The organism is Okeania sp., assembly GCF_035285525.1.
GTDB lineage: Bacteria > Cyanobacteriota > Cyanobacteriia > Cyanobacteriales > Microcoleaceae > Trichodesmium.
Genome location: NZ_JAYKGW010000157.1, coordinates 1 through 21,374, shown reverse-complemented (window position 1 = coordinate 21,374; position 21,374 = coordinate 1). Strand labels below are relative to the sequence as shown.

Sequence of the window (21,374 nt, the reverse complement as noted above, 5' to 3'; positions counted from 1 at the left end):
CCAAAACTAGGTTAATAATTATCAGTTATTGTTGTCTTTGTTATTGTAAGCATTCCAGAGGAAATACTTACTTGTGATCTTTTTTCTTCCAGTCAATACCCAACCTTTTTAGATAATCCCAACCTCGTTGAGGCCAGACATGATCCCGACCAGTTTTATCAGCTATCCAACGAGCTACTTTTGGACCAGACCAAGTCCCACCATCAGGAGCAGGCCCTTGTAAAGCCATTAATAGTTCCTGCTGTTGAGCAAAAGTCAATAAAGATTTAGCAGGAGGTGGTTGACGATCCTTGCTACGATTTTTCACAGACTCCGGTCCTTCTCGGTTATAACGTCCAACAATTTCCTTGGCATAATCATAATTAAGCCCAATAACTTGAGCTGCCTTTTTAATAGACCATTGTTGAGCAATTAAAAGCAGGAGATGCCATCGACGGGATTCGATGGTATCTGGAGCTTGTCGATAGCGAATTTTCAATTCTTCTGTAGTCAGATAGTTTTTCAAACGAGCTTTTGGTGGCATAGCTCTTACTAAGAAATCGTGGGAACTTCATAGTTTCTCAGCCTATCTGTACCATATTCCGGATAAAATATAAGTTTGAATTTAAAAAATTATCATCAGTAAAATTATCTAATTTCAACTTAAAACTTAATATTTGTAGCGTTTCTTAAGCTTGTGAGGTATAATTTTATTTGGTCTTTCTATTCCCTGTTCCCTCCATACCAAGTCTAAAAATTTTGTCACAAATATTAAGAATTGCTATATCAACTTTTTACGTTAAATATCTACAAGGTTTGTGCTAAAATTCAGCTTGTGTTAATGCGGGTAGACTAATAAATTCTTTTCTCTAGTGATTCCCAGTTGCGCAAATTCACTCCCACCAAAGAATCTCCTGTTATAATTAACAGCGAGAATCTCAAAATAATCATAAATATTTTAAATTTTAATTTGTAGGAATAACGGTATAAGCATGGCATCCATTAGCGAGCTGCATAAACAACTAATCAGCAAAGAACGCTCTGCTGTAGAAATTACTCAAGAAGCTCTGGAACGCATCAACCAGTTAGAGCCAAAGTTAAAAAGCTTTATCTGTGTTACCGCAGATCAGGCCATTACTCAAGCTCGTCTGGTGGATGCCAAAATTGCAGCAGGAGAAAAAATTGGACAACTGGCAGGGATTCCGATTGCCATTAAAGATAATATGTGTACTAGAGGTATCCCGACTACTTGTGGTTCTAAAATTCTCGAAAATTTTATTCCCCCTTATGAATCTACGGTGACTCAAAAACTTGTGGATGCTGGAGCAGTAATTTTAGGTAAAACTAATTTGGATGAATTTGCGATGGGCAGTTCTACAGAAAATTCGGCCTATCAAATTACGGCTAATCCTTGGGATGTAGAACGAGTACCTGGAGGTTCTTCCGGAGGATCGGCAGCAGCAGTGGCATCTCAAGAATCTATAGTAGCATTAGGTTCAGATACAGGTGGGTCCATTCGTCAACCAGCATCTTTTTGTGGAGTGGTAGGAATGAAGCCTACTTATGGCTTGGTCTCTCGCTATGGGTTAGTGGCTTATGCTTCTTCTCTGGACCAAATCGGTCCTTTTAGTAGAACTGTCGAAGATTCGACCATTTTATTGCAGGCGATCGCTGGTTATGACCCGAAGGATTCTACCAGTTTGAATGTACCAATACCAGATTACAGGAAAAATCTGAAACCTAATTTAAGACCTAGAGGACAACTGAGAATTGGTCTAATTCAAGAGACTTTTGGCGAAGGTTTAGATTCATCTGTTTTAGCAGCTTTCACTAAAGCGGTGGAACTACTGCAAGAGTTAGGAGCAGAAATTCAGGTAATTTCTTGTCCTAGATTTAGATATGGTTTACCTACTTATTATATTATTGCTCCCTCAGAAGCTTCGGCGAATTTAGCTCGTTATGATGGGGTTAAATATGGTTTCCGTACTCCTGATTCAGAAAACCTTTTAAGTATGTATGGGAAAACTCGTGCTGAAGGTTTTGGTTCAGAAGTTAAGCGCCGAATTATGATTGGTACTTATGCTTTGTCGGCTGGATATTATGATGCTTATTATCTGAAAGCTCAAAAAGTTAGAACTTTAATTAAGGAAGATTTTGATAAGGCTTTTGCTCAAGTAGATATTTTGGCGTGCCCCACTGCTCCAACTACAGCATTTAAGGTGGGTGAAAAAACTAACGATCCACTGAATATGTATTTGTCTGACTTAATGACTATTCCAGTTAATTTGGCTGGTTTACCTGCTTTGAGTTTACCTTGTGGTTTTGATGAAAAAGGTTTACCTATTGGTATGCAATTTATTAGTAATGTTTTGAAAGAATCTTTATTATTTGAAGTTGCTCATGTTTATGAACAATCTAATGATTGGTACAAATATCAACCTCAAATTTAGAGAGTTAGTTTTTATTAATGAAACTTTGGGTTTTGATAAAGTGTAGGGAAATGGAATTTTATTTTAACAGTAAATATTTACCTCATAGGCAATTAGGAGTTACACAAACCAACCAAAAAGCCAGATGGATTTCTTTCATATTTAGCCTTTCAAATAAGTAAGGAGTTACACAAACTAACCAAAAAGCCAAATTGATTTCTTTAAGATTTAGCCTTTCAAATAAATCAGGAAATTTCAGAAATCAGGAGTTAAACAAACCAACCAAAAAGCCAGATGGATTTCTTTAAGATTTAGTCTTTCAAATAAATCAGGAAATTTCATTAATTAACCAAAAAGCCAAATTGATTTCTTTAAGATTTAGCCTTTCAAATAAGTAAGGAAATTTCAGAAATCAGGAGTTACACAAACCAACCAAAAAGCCAAATTGATTTCTTTAAGATTTAGCCTTTCAAATAAATCAGGAAATTTCAGAAATCAGGAGTTACACAAACCAACCAAAAAGCCAGATGGGTTTCTTTAAGATTTAGTCTTTCAAATAAATCAGGAAATTTCATTAATTAACCAGGTTTCTGGGTAAGTCCTGACAATTTTATACCAAATCTGTCTAAAGGAGTGAAAAGTAAGGTTAAAACCTTTTTTGTATTAGGGTAATAGAGAATAAAAATTATTATTGAGTTTCGGTCTCATGCTTTGCTTTGCCATGCTAAAGCCAACGCAACGCTCACGCAAATAACCCAACCTAAACTTATGGCACCATTTTTCAAGTGAAACAGTCCACTACAAATTTACACTAATACATTTAGTCTAAAGTCCAGTTTTAGTCATAGTTTTAGAAAAATATATTTGACAAAAGTAACTATTTGTGATAAGTAAAAATAAATCAAATATTAAGATTAAAAAAATTATAACTTTAATATCTAAAATTTATCTAGATAATCAACAATCTGAGATAAACTTAGAAAAATATATTTTGTAAAGTAAAGCTGTAGCCGTAGATGTCAGACTGGGAATTTTTGCTACAGAAAGAGGGAGACCAAACCTGGCTACCCTTAGAATTAGCCGATGTGGAAATTCTAGAGGGTCGCTATCGGATAGTTGCGAATACTCATATAGCTAATACAGAAGTCCAAATTCAGATTATTCATAATTCTAATGAAGAAATCCCTCCCATAAGGCGAGTTCATAAACGTTCTAGTCGTACTCGCTCTCAAGGTCTCATATCTATTATTCCATTTACCAGACTCAAACCAGGTAAGTGGGAGTTTCGCTGTTTAGCTAAACCAACCACATCATCAATAGAAACAAGAGAACATATTGTCTATCTAGAAGTATTGTCTAATGACTGGGATAGTTCAGATTTTTCACAACAACTAGAACCACAAAGTCAAGAATTATATAAAGTAAAAGATACTGAACCTGAGCTAAAGAATTTGATAACTAATGAAAATATTTCGTTTTTTTCAGGTCAAAATGAAGTAACAATTAATCAAGAAGAAAATATAGGAAAAAACTATCCTGAGTTGCCAAAACTTGAGACAATTAAATCAGATGAAATAGAATTATTAGACAGTCAGATTCAAGAGAAATTACAAGCATTATCAGAAGAATCAGAAAGTATAGAAAATCTGACTGATTTACTAGATAGTTATAAACAGCAAACACCAAACATTCAAAATCAAAACGAAGAAATTAAAAATATAGAGAGTCAACTAAGAGAACTAACTGAAACCCTGAACAATAGCTCATCAATATTGGAGGAACTGCAGAAAGAGCCAGATATAAAAGTAGAAGAAAATCAAGAAACAAATACTAATACTCAAGCTAACTCTATTCTAAATTTATCTCTAGAACTAATTTTAGATAGATTATCTTATATTGCTCAACCAGGAGAAGCATTAACTATATCTGGACAAATAATTATTGATAATCAAGATGAGAATATTCAATCTAATGAAGGCTTTAACAATCTACTTGCCCAGGATAATTTAACAGAAAAAAATTATGCTCTTGCAACGAATAATACTCCCATAATCAATGGGAACTTAAATATTTGTTTGCGTAATCCTCAAACTTCAGAAATTTTAATAGAAGTAGAACAAATTTTACCAGAGCAAGCTTTACCTATTTTCTTTGCCTGTATAATTAATGTGCCAGAAAATATGAAAACTCGTCTAATATTAGGAGAAATTATCCTCAAAAATAATAATAATGTTTTAGCAAATCAATCTTTTACAATTACCGCTTCAGTTGAAAACTTACTAGCTGTAATTGATGATAATTTTTGGGAAGATGAATATCAGGAAATAGTTGATCCGAAAACAAATTTAATAGCAAGAAAGCCAGAAGAAAAACATAATTCTTTTCAGGATTTAGTCAAAAAAATTAATCAGACTCAACCAGAGCAGAAAACAGATAGAGAAAAACCTTTACCACCACAAATAAACAAACCTATTACAGGTAAGTCAAATTCTGAAATATTAAAATTACCAACATTTGGAAATTCACTACCGGATAATAGTAATAGGGCGAAAAATCCAACTAAAATTAATGATTTGGCTAAGTCAAATTATACTAAAGATTCTGATGAAATGGATGATGTTTGGAGAGATTCAGAACCGTCTGAAGAAGAGACAAATTTACAATCAGAAGTAGAGTCAAAGTCAGAAACTTTTAATAAAGAAGCAACACTTGAAACTAAACAAAATCTTGTACCCTTTCCCACAAACTTTACTCCTATAAATCACGAATTTAAAGCTTTGAACTTGGAAGATAGATTCTTTTCTCGTTTAAATTCCTTGATTAACGATTCTGAGTTATTGCAATGGATGAAGATTTCTTCTGTGGAACCAACTGAGAAAACGGACAAGGGTAATACAGAATTAGATAAAACAGAAGAATTACAGGATAATGATTCTATTAGTGTAATGGTTGATGATGAAGAATTTGCTAGTGAGGATAATGATGAAATTAATTGGGAAGCAGAAGAATTTGTGGTCGAAGATGAACAACCAGAAGAAATCTGGCCAGGCCAAGAGAACCAATGGGACTTTGGTTTAGATAATCTTTCTCAACAAAAAGATGAGTCTATTTCGACAAAACCTTATATTTTATCAGATGAACAACCATTGCCAGTTCCTAATTTAGAATTGATGGCCAAAGATATTGTTGCCGGACGAGCAGTAAAAGTAAGGGTGAAATTACCAGAAGGTTTACCTCGGATTTATGTTAAAATATGGGTTTATGATCGCCAAGCTCAAGCAATAGTAGCTGGACCTCGCTGGTTAACTGATTTTATCCCAAATGGAATGGGAGAAGTAGAAGTAATTACAGACTTAGATATTGCTTATGGTTGTTTGGAAATTAGGTTTGAGGCGATCGCGGCAGAAGTCCAAACTGACCGCGAAAGTCATAAAGCAGTTGTTGAGTGCTTGGTAGTTCCTCCACCACCACCAAAATTGCCTTTTGATAATGGATAATGAATTCATTTATCAATTAATAAATACAGTATATTTTGGACTAATGATGTACAAGACAAAATAGTTAAATCCTTACAGTGGGAGCATGTTGCTCGTGTGGGTGTACCTCATCTCCCCCCTTCGGAAGGGGGGAACAAGATGTAGGTTGGGTTGAGGGAGGAAACCCAACAAAAGTATCCCCCCTAACCCCCCCCTTCGGAAGGGGGGAACAAGATGTAGGTTGGGTTGAGGGAGGAAACCCAATAAAAGTATCTCCCCTAACCCCTCCTTCGGAAGGGGGGAAAAGATGTAGAGGACGTCTAGTAATTTCAGTTATCAGTTATCAGTGAAGTCAAAAAACAATAAATTAGGAGACAATACCTAAAATGAATTTACTAGATAAGGTATTTGACAATGGACATCGAGGTATATTCTCACAACCCGAAGCAATAGCAGCTATTGCAGTATCTGCTATTGCTTCAGATGGCTATATTTTAGATGAAGAAACAGAACGAGTTATGTTGCTTTTGTCTGAAATGGAAATGTTTAAAAGCTATTCAGAAAAACAGATTACAAATATGCTGAATAAGTTGTTCAATACAGTCACCGAAAAAGGAATTAATAATTTAGTAGCTATAGCTAATGATTCCTTAAATAAGGAGCATAAAGAAACAGCTTTTATATTAGCTGCCGATCTAGTTTTAGTAGATGGGGTCTTCTCCGGAAAAGAACGAGTATTTTTACTTCGTTTGTGTCAGGTATTGGAACTGCATCAAGAAACAGCTTCAAAAATTTTTGAAGACAAATTAAAAATTCATCAGATTAGTAAAAGGAAGTCTAAAAAGCAGAGAATTAATCAAAACTCTGAAGATAAGTCAGAAGTTGAAATTCTCTTTGATTAATTTTTGAAAGAATGAGAATATCCTCAACTATCCTGGTGACTGCTATAAATATTTGTTCTAACTTTTAACCTATTTATCAGCAATAATTTTTTCATAAGCTTGAATAGTTTGTGTAGCGATCGCCTGCCAACTATAACTATTTTCAGCTAATTTTTTAGCATTCAAACCTCGTTGTTTTCTTTCGGTTTCATCCTGCAAAGCTGACTTAATTAAAGTAACCATATCTTCTATTTGACAAGCACCAACCCAACCTGCTTTTGCATTTGCGACATCTTGACAAATGTGAACTTGGTCAGAAATAAGGACTGGGGTGCCTGCTACCATTGCTTCTGCTACGGCAATACCAAAATTTTCATAATAAGAAGGCAATACAAATAAGTCAGAAACTTGCAATAAACTTGCTTTTATTTCTCCTGTAACAAAACCTGTTATTTTTGTAAATTTAGCCAGAGGTGAATTTTGTATTTTTGACCTAATTTTTTCCTCATAATTAGGGTCTTGAGGGTTAGCACCTGCTAAAATAAATTGAAAATTTATCCCTTCAGTCAATAACTTTTCTAAAGCAGGTAATAATAAATCTAATCCTTTTTTTGGTTCAATGCGAGACATAAATAAAATTATCGGATATTTAGTTTCTATACCTTGAGATTGAAGAAAATTAACTAAACTTTCCTCTGGAATATTTTTGGGAGGATTAACACCTAAAGGAATTACTAAATCTTTTGTAGATAAACCAAATCTTTCAGAAATTTTTGCCTCTTGGGTACTGGTAAAATGCAAAGCAGCAGCATGAGCAATATTCCGCTTTTCTAACAGAGAAACATAAATTTTTTTCAGTTGTTTTTTCTTGCGTAAATCAGCAGGATCTAAAGTTCCTAAAGGTCTTAAAATATAGGGTAAATTATTAGTTCTAGCAACAGTTGCAGCTATAGTAGTTACTGGAGAAAAAAGAGCATGAATATGAGCTAAATCAAATTCATTAGCGTGTTGATTTAACCATTGTAATAATTGTAGAGAAAATTTATAACGACGAAACGGAGAACAACGAAAATAACGAATTTGATAACCATTTTGTGTGACAGGTTTATCTAGGGGAACATCTAAAGGCGGTTGACCAATATCCCCATTAGAATCTGTGGTAAGAATAGTAACATCTATATTTTGGGCAGCAAGAGCGGTAGAAAGTCCTGAAACCATTTGACTAGGACCGCCGTAAACTAGAGAAATAGAAGGTATTATTTGTAAGATTCGCATAATTTTATTCAACTATATTTGACACTGCCATAAAACCTATATAAAACATCATAACAATTAGACATCTCCAGGAAAGACGGAGCAGGGAACAGGGAATAAGAATTGATAATTTCCTATGGGAGAATTGATTTTACTTTTTATTTTTGGAGATGTCTATTGACATTTTTATATGTACGGACATTGCATACAACAATGAAGGCGAATCCCATTCGCCCCTGGAGTTTTGGTTATGACCAAAAAAAGAGGTATAAAGCCTCCCCTGGTTCGGGGATGAAAAAATTTTAACTCAGTATTTCCAGCCTCCAAGTTTAGTCGGAGGTTCACTCTCTACTGATAACTGATAACTGATAACTGAAATGACGATGTGGTTTATCAGGAAAGAAAAGCGCTGTAAGTTGCATAATTTTAATACTACAACTTGAACTGCCGAATATGGGTTATATAACCCCTAACCGTGTCTTTGCAAAAGTGAGGACTAGGAGACAGGAGTCAAGATTCAGGAGACAGGAGTGACGATATCAATAAATAAAAAATAGCGTTAGTATACATCATTTCCTCATCCTTAAAAAGTTGAACTTTTTCCAGACTTAAAAAGGCTAAAACCTTTACCAGTAAAAGCTTTTATATTTAATCAGCAAACCCTAACTGATAACTGATAACTGAAATGGCCAACATATTTTGAGAATAATCATAAAAGGATTAAATTTGCTGATTTTTTACCACTTTAAAATTAGTTTGTCAAGGCTTTGAGCTGGTTAATTTTAATCTTAAGTGTTTTTACTGAAAATTTATAAATCTCTGGGAAATTTTCACCAATTCTTCATAAAAGGGTGTATATTGATTTCATATCCGACTAATAAAAAATCTTACAAAAATATAGTACAGTCTTAAAGTTTTGGATTAGTTAATAGTAAATCAGGTCTAAAAAATTAGAACATTATTGAATAATCTATAGATTACTCACTTTTTCTCTTCTGTTTACTCCTGATTAACTCTGTTTAGAACTTAGCCTCAGTTGCTGTATTATGTCTTTTTTGATGAGTTATAGAGTTAGTCAGAATCTTTGAAAAAATTGCTATAAACGCCAATAGCTCGGGTGCATCTCAATTAAACGATCAGTAATTCTACTTAACCGAAGAGAGAATATTCAAACTACTTGGTGAATTTACAGGATAAGTAGTTGTGCAAAATTATTTGTATATAATTTCGTCTCTAAGTCTGACCAATTGAGAAATCAATGCACAATTATAGCGGATTCCACTAAGCGTGAGGAGCGCCTGTCACAGGCAATATCTACCCGTCGCGGGCAAGATGCCCGCACTAGATTTAATTCTGACAGGACTTACGCAAAGGCTCTATATATATTGGTGCATTACGAAGTAGGCTTTTCATGTCGCGTAGCAAAACACACCCTACCAGTAGCGTCCATGGCTTTAGTCCTATCTGAATATCTGTACTTAATGTACCTGGAATCTGCTAATTTTGCTTAAGCACTTAAACTCAGACTGTAGAGTATCCTGATTGTTTGTATTTCGCGATCGCCTTCAAGGCCAGCGAAAATCAAGCAACAAAAGCACCATGTAGAAACATTGCAAAAACTTTAGTTGAGGTGCGTTCAATATGAACAGGGTTGATTTCACAGTTGCTATCCCTACCTACAATGGGGAAGCTCGTCTACCAGATGTATTAGACAAATTAAAATCACAAATAGATACCGAGAACTTCTCATGGGAAGTAATCGTAGTTGATAATAACAGCACGGATAAAACTGCGGAAGTAGTAGGAGATTATGCAAATCATCAAAAGACTGACTGGCCTAAATTAATTCCATTAAGATATGCTTTTGCAGCAAAGCAAGGAGCGGCATTTGCTAGAGAAAGAGCAGTGGAAAAAGCCAGAGGAGAATTTATTGGTTTCCTAGATGATGACAATTTACCTGCTCCTGAATGGGTATCCCAAGCTTATAGTTTTGGGAAAAATCATCCTCAAGTTGGTGCTTTTGGCAGTCAGATTCATGGATACTTTTTTGAACAAAATTCAGAATCAGAATTGCCAGAAAACTTTAAAGAGATAGCTTGTTTTTTAGGAATTATAAATCGAGGTAATAAACCAAGTTTATACAAGCCTAAAAATAAGATGTTACCCCCTGGTGCTGGAGTAGTAGTTCGTAAACAAGCCTGGGAAAAAGCAGTTCCCAAGACATTATTTTTGAATCATACTGATAAAGAGGCTGGATTAGCTAGTGAAGATTTAGAAGCTTTAAGACATATTCAGCAAGCAGGTTGGGAAATTTGGTACAACCCAGCAATGGTGGTTCATCATAAAATTCCTAATTGGCGACTGAAAAAAGATTACTTACTCAAGGTAGTTCGTTGTGTAGGTTTGAGTCGAAATCGTATGAGAATGATGACTCTCAAAAGTTGGCAAAAACCTTTAGCTTTTCCAGCATACATGGCTAATGATTGGCGACAATTGGTACTTCACAGGATGAAAAAAGGTAAGTTAATCAAAACTGATACTGTGACAGCTTGCCAAACAGAATTTTTGTGGAATACAATCAAAAGTCCTTTTTTCCTGTGGGCTAAACAACAAGAGTCTCAAGCTCAAGCCAGAAGTTACCGACGACTTGATGGCAGTGAAAATTGGTTAGAGATTATTGCTACAGCTATTGAAGAACAAAACTGTTGTTGTGGAGAACAAAACTTTTCTTTTAAAGAACAAAACTTTTGTCTTTATGGTCAAAGCATATCTCCTATTAGCAACCAAGATTTAAACAGAAGACATTTAGAAATTCTGCTGCGAATAGAAGACAGAAAAGGGAAGATTATATTACCTGGAAAGTTTATACCTACTGCTGAACGTTACAATTTTATGGGAATCATTGATAAATGGGTAATTTGGAAGTTGTTGAGTCAACTTTCTGGGGCTAAAGTTCAAGACAATAGATGTTTGTATGAGATTAACATTAGTGCTGCTAGTGTCAATGATGAAACATTCGTAGATTTCTTGCGTCAGCAGTTTGATAAGCATGAAATTTCACCAGAAATAATTAGTTTAGGAATCAGTGAAAGTATTGCTATTTATAATAAAGAAAAAGTAGCAAAACTGATGAAGATGCTGAAAGAAATTGGTTGTCAGTTTACCTTAGATAATGCTGGTCATCTTACCTCAGATAATGATGGCTATCTTAGCTCCATGTCTGAGCATATCAAACAACTACCTATAGATTATCTGAAAATTGATAGCAAATTAATTCAAGGAGTTATTAACAACAGTAGAAATCTCATCAGCATAGAAAAAATCCATAGTCTGGGTGATAAATTAGGTATTAAAACGATTGCGGAAGCGGTTGAAAACAGCAAGATAATGGATAATATTATTACCCAAGGATTGCATTATGCTCAAGGCTATGCTATAGATTCTCCTAAACCTTTGAGATTTACCTAAAATTAAAATAGAGCTTGCTGATTACAGCAATGCCTAAAGATTGTGAGGTACATTTGTAACACAGCCTTCCAGGCTGTAACAACCTGGAAGGTTGTGTTCCCAAAAGCAGTTGCGCCTTAAAAGGAGAGGTTTTATACTTTTATTTTTCAGTAACGAAATGTTAAAGTAGTTGCAACCCTTATCTATTGCTTCCTTGTAGTCAGTTCCAGTCGTTTCGGACGTACTTGTAATTTTTTTCGTCTATAGCAATCAGGAATGATTGATGAGATATTTAAGAATGATCAAGATCAATCAAAATCTTTTTACATTCTGACTCCTGATTTCTAACTCCTGAATCCTACCTAGTTACGACTAAAATCTCACATCTGATTCCTGATTGCTATACCGACCTTAAATACAACATAAGTTATGATCGACAATAACTTTAAAAGTCTCTATGAAACAGATAAAGTTCACGGTAGCGATCCCTACCTATAATGGGGAAAAACGTTTACCAAAAGTTCTGGATAAATTGCGAGAGCAAATTAACACTGAACATTTTGATTGGGAAATTCTGGTTGTTGATAATAACAGCAAAGATAATACAGCAAAAGTAGTTCAAGATTACCAAAAAAATTGGTCGCAGTCTTATAATTTAAGATATTGTTTTGAAGCCGAACAAGGATTAGCTTTTGCTAGACAGAAGGCTATCGAAGCAGCAAAAGGAGAATTAATCGGTTTCATAGATGACGATGTTTTTCCAGCCCCAGACTGGGTATCTATGGCATATAAATTTGCTCAAGAATATCCTAAAGCAGGAGCTTATGGCGGTCAAATTCATGGTGATTTTGAAGTAGAACCTCCTGAAAATTTTGGGAGAATTAAATCATTTTTAGCAATTAAAGAGCGGGGTTCAAAAGCTCATTTATACAATCCAGAAAATTTAAGTTTACCTCCAGGAGCAGGATTAGTTGTTAGGAAAAAGGCTTGGTTAGAAAATGTTCCTCAGCGCCTAGTTAGAACGACAAGAGGAGGAAATGATTTTGAAATATCTCTCCACTTACACAGGGGAGGCTGGGAAATTTGGTATAATCCAGATATGCACCTAGATCATAAAATACCAAGCTGGAGATTAGAAAGAGATTATCTACTTTCTTTATCTAGAACTGTAGGTCTTTGTATTTGTGAACTACGTTTGATTAATATCAAAAGTTGGCAAAAGCCAATTGTAATGACTAAGATAGTTATGGGAAGTCTACGCCGAGCTATCTTACACATTTATAAATACAGACAGAATCTTCAAACTGATTTAGTAGCGGCCTGTGAACTAGAATTTTTCTTGAGTAGTATGCTCAGTCCTTTTGAGTTGATTAAAAAACAGTTTATGAAGAGTATTGCTGTAAATAAAACTAGCTAAGAAAATTATTTATACGTCTCCCATAGTCATAAGGTACATCACAAGTATGGGAATTACTATAAACTGTTTGATTTTTGTCAAAAATACCTCAGATATAAATCATAGAAAAAGGAACAAAAACCTATGAAAAATCCTGTTATTGCTATTGGATTAGATGCAGCAGACCCAGAGTTATTAGAATCTTGGATGTCTCAAGGGTATCTGAAGAATTTAAGTAAACTCCGAAAACAGGGAGCTTACGGTCGCTTAACAGGTCTAGACCACTACAAAGCAGAAACTCCCTGGACTACTTTCATAGCAGGTACACGGCCTCAGAATACTGGATATTGGGGCGGTATTAAGTTTCACGAGGGAACATACAAAGTTGAAAATGTTGGTGCTTATGATTTTGGAGATTATGCTCCATTCTATGCTTTGGGAGATGATTATCGAGTATGTGCATTCGATTTGCCTAAATCTACTCTTTCCCCAGAAGTTAATGGTATTCAGGTATTAGCTTGGGGTGCGCATTCTCCTGGTACTCCTAGTCATTCTCTACCTGCAAATATACTGCCAGAAATTAATCATCGTTACGGCAAACATCCAGCATTGCATAAAGATCATGGTGATTGGTGGGATGGAGCTTATTTAACTCGTCTGCGAGAGGCACTAAAAGCAGGTATTTCTAAGCGTATTGATATATGTCGTGACTTGTTGCACCAGGAGAAGTGGGATTTATTTTTAACAGTATTTGGCGAACCACATTCAGCCGGTCATGATTTTTGGTTCCTCAGTCAACCTGATCATCCTTTATATCAGTATAGACCAAAGAACTTGTTTGACCAAGACCCACTTTTGGAAGTTTTTGAAGCGACAGATCATGCAGTGGGTGAAATCTTAGCAGCAGCTCCAGAAAATGCTTATTTCATGGTGTTTTCTGTTCATGGTAGTGATAACAATACTACTGATGTTTCCAGTATGTTCCTTTTGGGTGAGTTTCTTTATCGCTTTAATTTTCCTGGTAAAGCAATGATTGCTCCTGGAAAAGTTGGAGGTCCTGTGCCATCACCTGTATTAAAAACAAAACGCAAAACTTGGGCGGGGGAAATTTGGCAACGCAAGTACGATCCTAACCCAATTAGAGGTTTATTAAGGGAGTATACACCCAGTAAGTTCCATGATTATATAGATAAGTTTTTTGGTGTGGCTCAAAATCCTGATTTAGCTTCTGCTCAACAGTTGCAAAAAGAGTCAGACCCATTTTATTGGGAGCCTGTCAGTTGGTACAAACCTTTCTGGCCAAAAATGAAAGCGTTTGCTTTACCAAGTTTTTCTGAAGGCTATATTCGGATTAACTTGGAAGGTAGGGAACCTCAAGGAATAGTTTCTGTCATAGAGTATGATGCTTTGTGTGAAGAATTAACTGAGGAATTATATGCTTTGAAGAATCCCAGGAATGGGTTGTCAGTTGTGAAGAAAGTGATGCGGACGCGCCAATCTCCTCAACAAAGGGATCCCAAACTACCAGGTGCTGATTTGGTGATAGAATGGGATGATAAACCTACTGATGTTATTGATAGTCCTAAGTATGGACGTATTGGGCCTGTTCCCTACAGGCGTACAGGTAGTCATCGTTCCAGAGGGTTTGTTATGGTGCAAGGTAATGGTATTACTCCCGGTTCAATTTTGCCCGAAGGTAATGTTATTGACCTTCCACCTACTATTCTTCAGTTAATGGATGCCCCAATTTCTCGTCGTTTTGATGGTAAGTCATTATTACAAACATCTGTTGCTTCTTTAATGTAATAGTAGACTTTTGGGAGTAGCGATCGCTATTCTGAAGTGATAATTTATATTTCACACATTAACAGGACTTATGCAAAGAAACCCGGTTTATAGGGTAAATCATTGTTTTTGACAATAAACATCTACGCTCGTATCGGTTTTCTGGGTTCCCATGGCTTTAGTTCTGATTAAGTTAATGTCGTCACTACAAATTCTCAGGTGGGTAATAGTTTAAAAATGCTTTTATTTGTCATACCTTTGAAGAGCCAGCAGACTTCTAAGTCATGGGAAACTGTATCTAGACTTTTTGAAAGAACTATTAAGTCTGTTTGTAATCAAAGTTCTAATTCTTTTAGGGTAGTAGTAGTGTGTCACGAATTGCCCAATAATCAATATATACATCCTTATGTTGATTATGTGAGAGTAGAATTTCCCCAAGTTTCTAGTCAAGATCAAGTAAATTTACTGATAAGAAAGCGAACAGATAAGGTTAGGAAGGTACTAACTGGGATAAAATATGCTCAAGAAAATTATAGTTTTACTCATATAATGGTTGTCGATGCAGATGATTGTGTTAGCAAACATCTAGCACAGTTGGTTGAACAAAGTCCTCAAAATAATGGTTGGTTTGTCAACAAAGGCTATTTATATAAAGAAGGTAGTAAATATCTCTATATTAAAAGGCAAAATTTTGATCGTTGGTGTGGAACATCAATTATTTTGAGACGTGACTTATATCCATTACCTGAGACTCTAGAATCTAATAATTTGGATTACTACAATAGGTACTATATTCCTCATAGCAAAGCAGTGGAGTTGTTGGCTAATCGAGAGACACCAATATCACCTTTGCCTTTTCCTGGTAGTGTTTATATTGTTTGCCATAATGAAAATGTATTAAGAAAAGAAAATTTAATTAATCCTAAAGGGTTATTGCCTAAAATCAAAAAAGTCTTATTCAATTATCGTCCGATAACATTATCAATTAGAAAAGATTTTGGTTTATACTAAAATTTTTTTTCTTGAATACGGATGGTAATATTTCCGAAAACTTCTGTATGGGTGTACTGCGTAAGTCTTGTTATTCCTAATTAGTGCTAAATAATTTTAGTTTTTTTTTATGAAAAATCTAGCTCATATCTGGAGAGAAGAAAAAACCGAAGCAGATGGTTCAGTTACTATAACTGCTATTATAGAAGACTCCAAACAATCAAAAATTCCTTTATGGTATCGTGTACCCGCAGAACATAGTTCTAAAATTACTAAAAGTTGGGATCCACTGGTTGTAGGAAGCATTTTTTGGGGAATGAAAAGAGGAGCAGATTTGCACGTTCATGGTGAAATTTCTCCTTCTTTATTACGCAACCTGGAAAAGTTACAAATAATATGGGCCTGCTGGCGACCTAAATCCTTTAAAAAAATTGATGTCATTGCAGATAAAGAAATAGAACAGCAAAGAGCAGATGATGCTGCTGGAGATATTATGGCTTTTTCCGGTGGAGTTGATGCTTGTTTTACTGCTTTTCGTCATGCTGCTAATCGCTGTGGTAGATTAAGTCGAAATTTGAAAGCAGGATTGATGATTCATGGTGTTGATATTCCTCTGAAACAAAAAGAAGTATTTGAACGCGCTTATCAAAACTCAGAAGCAATTCTTGAGAGTCTGGGGGTAGAATTAATAACGATGGCGACAAATTTCAAGGCTTTAAGTTTAGGACAAGATGCTTTTGCTGGTATGACTGGTTCCTGTTTAATGTTATTTCAGGGAACATATAGAGCCGGATTAATTTCTAGTACAGAACCTTACCAATCACTGGTAATACCTTGGGGAACAAATCCATTAACAGATCCTTTAGTTTCCAGTGATGCTTTTGAGATTATTCACGATAGTGCAGATTTTACACGTACTCAGAAAATGGCCATGTTGTCTGAGTGGCCTGAAGCTTTATCTAGACTACGGGTATGTTGGTATGGTCCTCAAAATCAAAAGAATTTTGATCGTTTGAACTGTGGACGTTGCGAAAAGTGTGTTCGCACAATTTTAAACTTGCGAGTTGTAGGAGTTCCACTACCAGAAAGTTTTGAGCAAGATGTTAGTGATGCTCATATATCAAGTTTAAGAAATCTCGATCAAACACAGGCTAATGAATTTAGATCAATACTTCAAGAAGCAGAAAAGGCAGGCATTTCTGCTTCTTGGGTAAATGCTTTGAAGTTTTGTTTATGGCGCAACCGTCTGGAAGCAAGATTAAAACTATTTTGGTATCCTATCAAAAATACAATTTATAATCTATTACCAGGATTAAAGAAGCAAAAACAAAAGGCAAGTATTTGGAAACCTTAACGATAACGATACTTATGCTGAGAAAAAACTCAAATACAAAATTAATTACACAAAGGTTATTAAATCATCCATCCTTTGTACCATTTTCACAGAGTGCTTTGTGTACAATTCGGATCGTCACTGGTTTCTTAGATATTAATTAGGACTTACACGGGAGGAACCCGGTTTCTAGGATAAATCCTTGTTTTGAGTAATAGATGTGTACGCTCGTACCGGGTTTCTGGGTTCATATGGCTTTAGTCCTGATTAATGATATCTGTATAAATAGTTAAGAATAACATATCCAGGAAAAAGACTAAAAATGAATATTATAGATGAATTAGATGATTTTATCAATCAAACAAGAGAGTCTAAAGAAGTTAAAAGAGCCTTGGCAGTAAAAATGATTTTGTTAGGAAAATCCTACCATGAAATCAAAGAATTATTAAATGTTTCTTATAGTTTTATTAGTCAATGGAAACACCAAGCACTATTTCATGGTGTAGAAAGTTTAAGACTTGAGTATCAAGACAGAAAAGGTTTCTTAAATGCGCAAGAAAAACAGGAAACAATTGAGTGGTTAAGGGCAAAATATTATTTGAAATTATCAGATTTACAAAACTATTTACAGAATGAATATGATGTAGTTTTTGAGTCGGCTCAAAGTTATTATAATTTACTTAAAGAAGCAGGAATAAGTTGGAAAAAAACTCAGAACAATAATCCCCCTAAAAATGATGAATTAGTGAAAGCTCAAAGAACTGGTCGAGGGATGGCAAGGATACCTCTCCATCCCTCGAATAAGAGAAAAGATATAGAGGAATTATTAGCCAGATGGGAACCGGAAATACAAGCTGAAAATCTGACAGTGTTTATAATTGATGAATTTAGGATTGCTATATATAAGACATATACATAGCAGAAAGTAAACAGTAAAATGTCATTTCATGACGTTTTATGAAGCAGTAAGTAAGGACACATAAAATTATTATTTAGAGAAAAAATATAAGTAAAATGACTATTACTCAAGATCAATACAAATTTGATGAGTTTGTCAAGAAAGACTCTCAGGCTAAACTAACTAATCTATATCGTGTAGTTTTAGCTACAATCGGTGGCATACCCTTATCATTGGGAATGAAATTACGAAGCTCTATGTATAGTCTAATTTTTGCTAACTGGGGAAGTAATATTCAAATTCAACACAATGTGGAATTTAACCGTACCTATTGGATAGAAATAGGCAGTGGGGTTTATATTCGCTCTGGGGCTAATATAGCTGCAGATGGTTTAAATAGCTGGATTAAAATAGGTAATAAAAGTAGATTAGAACGAGGAGTAGATATTAGAGTCCATGATGAGGGTTTAATAGTTATAGGCGATCGCACCAATATAGGTCCTTACACTTGTCTTTCTGGACGTAATATTGTGATAGGTAATGATTGTCTAATTGCTTCTCACACAGGAATATATGCAAATAATCATATATATTCAGACCCAAATCGCAAGATTAAGGAACAAGGCCGTTCTTATCAAGGTATTGTGATTGAAGATGACTGTTGGCTGGGTAGTGGAGTTAGAGTAGTTGATGGTGTCAGAATAGGTAAAGGTAGCGTGATAGGAGCAGGGGCAGTGGTAACTAAGGATATTCCCCCTTATTCTATTGCAGTGGGAGTGCCTGCAAAGGTTATTTCTCAACGAATGAAATCGGACTAATAATGAATAATTAGGGATTGCTGAAAAAGTCTTTTTTAAGGAGTAGGGGAGCGCTTGAGTAGGGGAGTAGGGGAGTAGAGGAGCAGGAAAGTAATTTTTTTTGCCCAAGGATGTGCCTAAAATGGTAACTTTTTCAGCATTAATAGCTGAAAAGTAGGTACTTTTTCTATACCTAAAAATGCTAAAAGCTCGATCTGTCAAAGTTTTTACATTTCCATACGCAAGCCCTAATTAACAATTACAGGACTTACGCAGTTGAACCCAGAAACCCGGTACGAGGGTAGATTATTACTACTCAAAACAACGATTTATCGTAGAAACCGGGTTTCTTTGCGTAATATCATGTCCGGTAGCATCGGTCTTGTATAGAGAAGGTAAGGAAGAAGGAAGAAGGAAGAAGGAAGAAGGAAGAAGGAAGAAGGAAGAAGGAAGAAGGAAGAAGCTTTAAGAGAAGAAAAAAACCTTAAAAAAGGTAGATAGGGCTTGCTGATTAAATATAAAGGCATTTACTGGTAAAGGTTTTAGGCTTTTGAGATCGTGAAAAAGTACCAGATTTTCGCTTGATAAGATTGAAAAAGTCAGTATCTGGGTAAGACTTGAGCAGAATTGGCAAGGGATAATTTTTACAAGTACATTCTCTAAAACTCTTGATTCCTCTTGATTCTGTACGGACTTTGCATGCAACGTCCCTACTCCCTACCTTCACCATCAGACTTTTTCAGCAAACCCTAGATATTTCTCCAATTTTTACACAAACGATACCAACGGACATGATATAAGTCCTAAATTATAGCAATGTACGCTGGAATATTTACACATTATAGGACTGATGCAGAGACGCTATATGTAGCGTTAAAAACTATTGTACAATAGACATCTCCAAAAATAAAAAATCAAATCAATTCTTACCCATAAATTATCAATTCTTTCTTCCTGTTCCCTGTTCCCAGTTAAGCGTTCCCAGTTAAGCGTTCCCTCTTTTCTGGAGATGTCTATTATAGGACTGATGCAGAGACGCTATATGTAGCTTTAAAAACTATTGTACAATAGTTTCAGGACTTACACGGGAGGAACCCGGTTTTTAGGAAAAACCGGGTTTCTGGGTTCGCGTGGCTTTAGTCCTAATAATATGAGAATATTTTAGACAGTTATGAAATGAGCAGAGGTAATATCATTTGCGACCACTCCTGGAAGTACAGCTAAAACTTCGTCAGTGAGGGTAACTTTAACTTCAGTGTTTGCCCCTGCATCTTCAATTGTTAATTTACTGAAAGTTAAACCACCAGATAGTCCAAATAAATCGTTACTAAGTTCAAAGTCTGTAATCAGGTCAGTTCCATCTCCTTCACTGTAGATAAATAAATCATCTCCACCGCCACCAGTAATGGTGTCATTTCCAGCGCCACCAGTAAGTTCATTGGCAACATTGTTCCCTGTGAGTTCGTCATTACCATCAGAACCAATTAAGTTTTCTACATCTATTAGAGTGTCTTCGGCAACAACCGTATTAATGATAGCATCTTCCCAAACCTCTGCTAACTTATCATAACCACCAGATGTCAGGTGGGTACCATCAGAGGTAAAGTCACTGGGAATGAGTGGAGCATTAAAGATATCTACAAAACTGACATAGTTACCAGCATTTACTTGGGGTTGGACAATTTCGCTTTCAACACGGCTACTAAACTCAATAGTTTTAGCCTCACGAGTAGCATTTGCAGTATTTGGCAGAATAGAGCCAACCAATACATGGGTATCAGGTGCAGCAATAACAATCCTATCCACAAGTTCCTCTAAATCAGCGATCGCCGTATCTACATCATCACCTTCCCTAATGTCATTAGTACCTGCCATTAATAACACCATATCTGGGTCATAAGTGCCCAAGGTATCTTCAATAGTTGTGTATGTTGCTACTGATGGTGTATTGTAACCTTGAAATTGAGTGACAGTGTTATCTATAAGGTGATTAATAGTGAAAGCACCGCGACCTTCATGATCTCTATCAATATCAGAAGGACCATTGTAGGCTGTACCAACAAAATCTAAATTGTACCCAGCACCATCTAAAGACCTCCATAGGTTGATGCGATACCCACCGGGACTAGATTTACTGTATCCACTGGTGTTGGAGTCACCTAGAGGCAGAATTTTAAAATCTTCAGACCAAGTTTCAAACTTACGAGAGACATTGCCAGTTTCGAGGTTAGCAATAACTCCACTGGTTTGGTTGTTGGCATAACTGACTGTATCATTACCATCATCGCCATCATAGATATTGTTGCCAGAACCCCCAAATAAATTATCATCTCCCCCAGAACCATTGAGAGTATCATCGCCACCAAAACCATTAATATAGTTATCCTGTTCGTCTCCTGTTAAAATTTCTCCTGCTTCGGTACCAAGTATTACTTCATTATCTACAATTGTTAAGACTGCTGTATCTTGAGTACCAATAGTGGCTCCTCCTGTGGGGTTTGATAAAGCTAAATTAATAGTTTCATTTCCCTCTGTTTCACTATCATCGACGATGGGAATATTCACGTTTTTTTCTGTTTCCTCATCTGCAAAGTTAACCACTATAGAAGTATGATCATAATCTTCAGGTGCTGTTGCTGTACCATTGCTGGGGGTGAGTGTAACGCTGACTGCTCCATCACTACCGTTGCTACGAGTTATTGTTACTGC

At 35.6% G+C, this 21,374-nt stretch carries 12 protein-coding genes and 1 pseudogene; 10 read left to right on the top strand and 3 right to left on the bottom strand.

Going from position 1 to position 21,374, the window contains the following annotated elements; genetic code table 11:
• Positions 1-67: 67 nt before the first annotated feature.
• Entirely contained in the window at positions 68-523 is a 456-nt protein-coding gene (locus VKJ25_RS14950) for a helix-turn-helix domain-containing protein (RefSeq protein ID WP_324237430.1), read from the bottom strand.
• Positions 524-971: 448 nt separating this feature from the next.
• Here VKJ25_RS14950 and gatA point away from each other — a divergent pair, with 448 nt between their 5' ends.
• From gatA to VKJ25_RS14935, 3 genes are all read left to right on the top strand, one after another.
• A complete protein-coding gene (gatA, locus tag VKJ25_RS14945) occupies positions 972-2,429 on the top strand; it encodes an Asp-tRNA(Asn)/Glu-tRNA(Gln) amidotransferase subunit GatA (protein ID WP_324237429.1) in 1,458 nt (485 codons plus the stop codon).
• 995 nt (positions 2,430-3,424) lie between these two features.
• On the top strand, positions 3,425-5,905 hold the full coding sequence (locus VKJ25_RS14940) for a hypothetical protein (protein ID WP_324237428.1): 2,481 nt from the start codon (positions 3,425-3,427) through the stop codon (positions 5,903-5,905).
• 365 nt (positions 5,906-6,270) lie between these two features.
• Positions 6,271-6,786, top strand: a complete 516-nt coding sequence (locus VKJ25_RS14935; RefSeq protein ID WP_324237427.1) for a tellurite resistance TerB family protein — start codon at positions 6,271-6,273, stop codon at positions 6,784-6,786.
• A gap of 69 nt (positions 6,787-6,855) precedes the next feature.
• On the opposite strand, the gene hpsP is transcribed toward VKJ25_RS14935, so the two are convergent.
• Positions 6,856-8,040, bottom strand: a complete 1,185-nt coding sequence (gene hpsP / locus VKJ25_RS14930; RefSeq protein ID WP_324237426.1) for a hormogonium polysaccharide biosynthesis glycosyltransferase HpsP — start codon at positions 8,038-8,040, stop codon at positions 6,856-6,858.
• A gap of 1,620 nt (positions 8,041-9,660) precedes the next feature.
• Here hpsP and hpsE (VKJ25_RS14925) point away from each other — a divergent pair.
• From hpsE (VKJ25_RS14925) to VKJ25_RS14895, 7 genes and pseudogenes are all read left to right on the top strand, one after another.
• A complete protein-coding gene (gene hpsE / locus VKJ25_RS14925; protein ID WP_324237425.1) occupies positions 9,661-11,487 on the top strand; it encodes a hormogonium polysaccharide biosynthesis glycosyltransferase HpsE in 1,827 nt (608 codons plus the stop codon).
• Positions 11,488-11,923: 436 nt separating this feature from the next.
• Positions 11,924-12,883 (top strand): hormogonium polysaccharide biosynthesis glycosyltransferase HpsE, encoded by a 960-nt coding sequence (hpsE, locus tag VKJ25_RS14920; RefSeq protein ID WP_324237424.1) that lies wholly within the window; start codon positions 11,924-11,926, stop codon positions 12,881-12,883.
• A 123-nt stretch (positions 12,884-13,006) separates the two neighbouring features.
• Positions 13,007-14,668, top strand: coding sequence for an alkaline phosphatase family protein (locus tag VKJ25_RS14915; protein ID WP_324237423.1), 1,662 nt, complete (start codon positions 13,007-13,009; stop codon positions 14,666-14,668).
• A gap of 216 nt (positions 14,669-14,884) precedes the next feature.
• Entirely contained in the window at positions 14,885-15,658 is a 774-nt protein-coding gene (locus VKJ25_RS14910) for a glycosyltransferase family 2 protein (RefSeq protein WP_324237422.1), read from the top strand.
• Positions 15,659-15,767: 109 nt separating this feature from the next.
• On the top strand, positions 15,768-16,991 hold the full coding sequence (locus VKJ25_RS14905) for a hypothetical protein (RefSeq protein ID WP_324237421.1): 1,224 nt from the start codon (positions 15,768-15,770) through the stop codon (positions 16,989-16,991).
• A gap of 301 nt (positions 16,992-17,292) precedes the next feature.
• Positions 17,293-17,856: pseudogene (locus VKJ25_RS14900) on the top strand (helix-turn-helix domain-containing protein); the annotation flags it as partial.
• Between the two features lie 128 nt (positions 17,857-17,984).
• Complete coding sequence (locus tag VKJ25_RS14895; protein ID WP_324237420.1) at positions 17,985-18,686, top strand: acyltransferase; 702 nt, start codon at positions 17,985-17,987, stop codon at positions 18,684-18,686.
• A 1,140-nt stretch (positions 18,687-19,826) separates the two neighbouring features.
• Here the strand turns inward: VKJ25_RS14895 and VKJ25_RS14890 are convergent.
• On the bottom strand, positions 19,827-21,374 hold a 1,548-nt coding region (locus tag VKJ25_RS14890; protein WP_324237419.1), incomplete at its 5' end, for a Calx-beta domain-containing protein.

Coding starts and splice junctions, on each gene's coding strand:
- VKJ25_RS14950 (WP_324237430.1), bottom strand. CDS start 523: ATGCCACCAAAAGCTCGTTTGAAAAACTATCTGACTACAGAAGAATTG.
- gatA (WP_324237429.1), top strand. CDS start 972: ATGGCATCCATTAGCGAGCTGCATAAACAACTAATCAGCAAAGAACGC.
- VKJ25_RS14940 (WP_324237428.1), top strand. CDS start 3,425: ATGTCAGACTGGGAATTTTTGCTACAGAAAGAGGGAGACCAAACCTGG.
- VKJ25_RS14935 (WP_324237427.1), top strand. CDS start 6,271: ATGAATTTACTAGATAAGGTATTTGACAATGGACATCGAGGTATATTC.
- hpsP (WP_324237426.1), bottom strand. CDS start 8,040: ATGCGAATCTTACAAATAATACCTTCTATTTCTCTAGTTTACGGCGGT.
- hpsE (WP_324237425.1), top strand. CDS start 9,661: ATGAACAGGGTTGATTTCACAGTTGCTATCCCTACCTACAATGGGGAA.
- hpsE (WP_324237424.1), top strand. CDS start 11,924: ATGAAACAGATAAAGTTCACGGTAGCGATCCCTACCTATAATGGGGAA.
- VKJ25_RS14915 (WP_324237423.1), top strand. CDS start 13,007: ATGAAAAATCCTGTTATTGCTATTGGATTAGATGCAGCAGACCCAGAG.
- VKJ25_RS14910 (WP_324237422.1), top strand. CDS start 14,885: ATGCTTTTATTTGTCATACCTTTGAAGAGCCAGCAGACTTCTAAGTCA.
- VKJ25_RS14905 (WP_324237421.1), top strand. CDS start 15,768: ATGAAAAATCTAGCTCATATCTGGAGAGAAGAAAAAACCGAAGCAGAT.
- VKJ25_RS14895 (WP_324237420.1), top strand. CDS start 17,985: ATGACTATTACTCAAGATCAATACAAATTTGATGAGTTTGTCAAGAAA.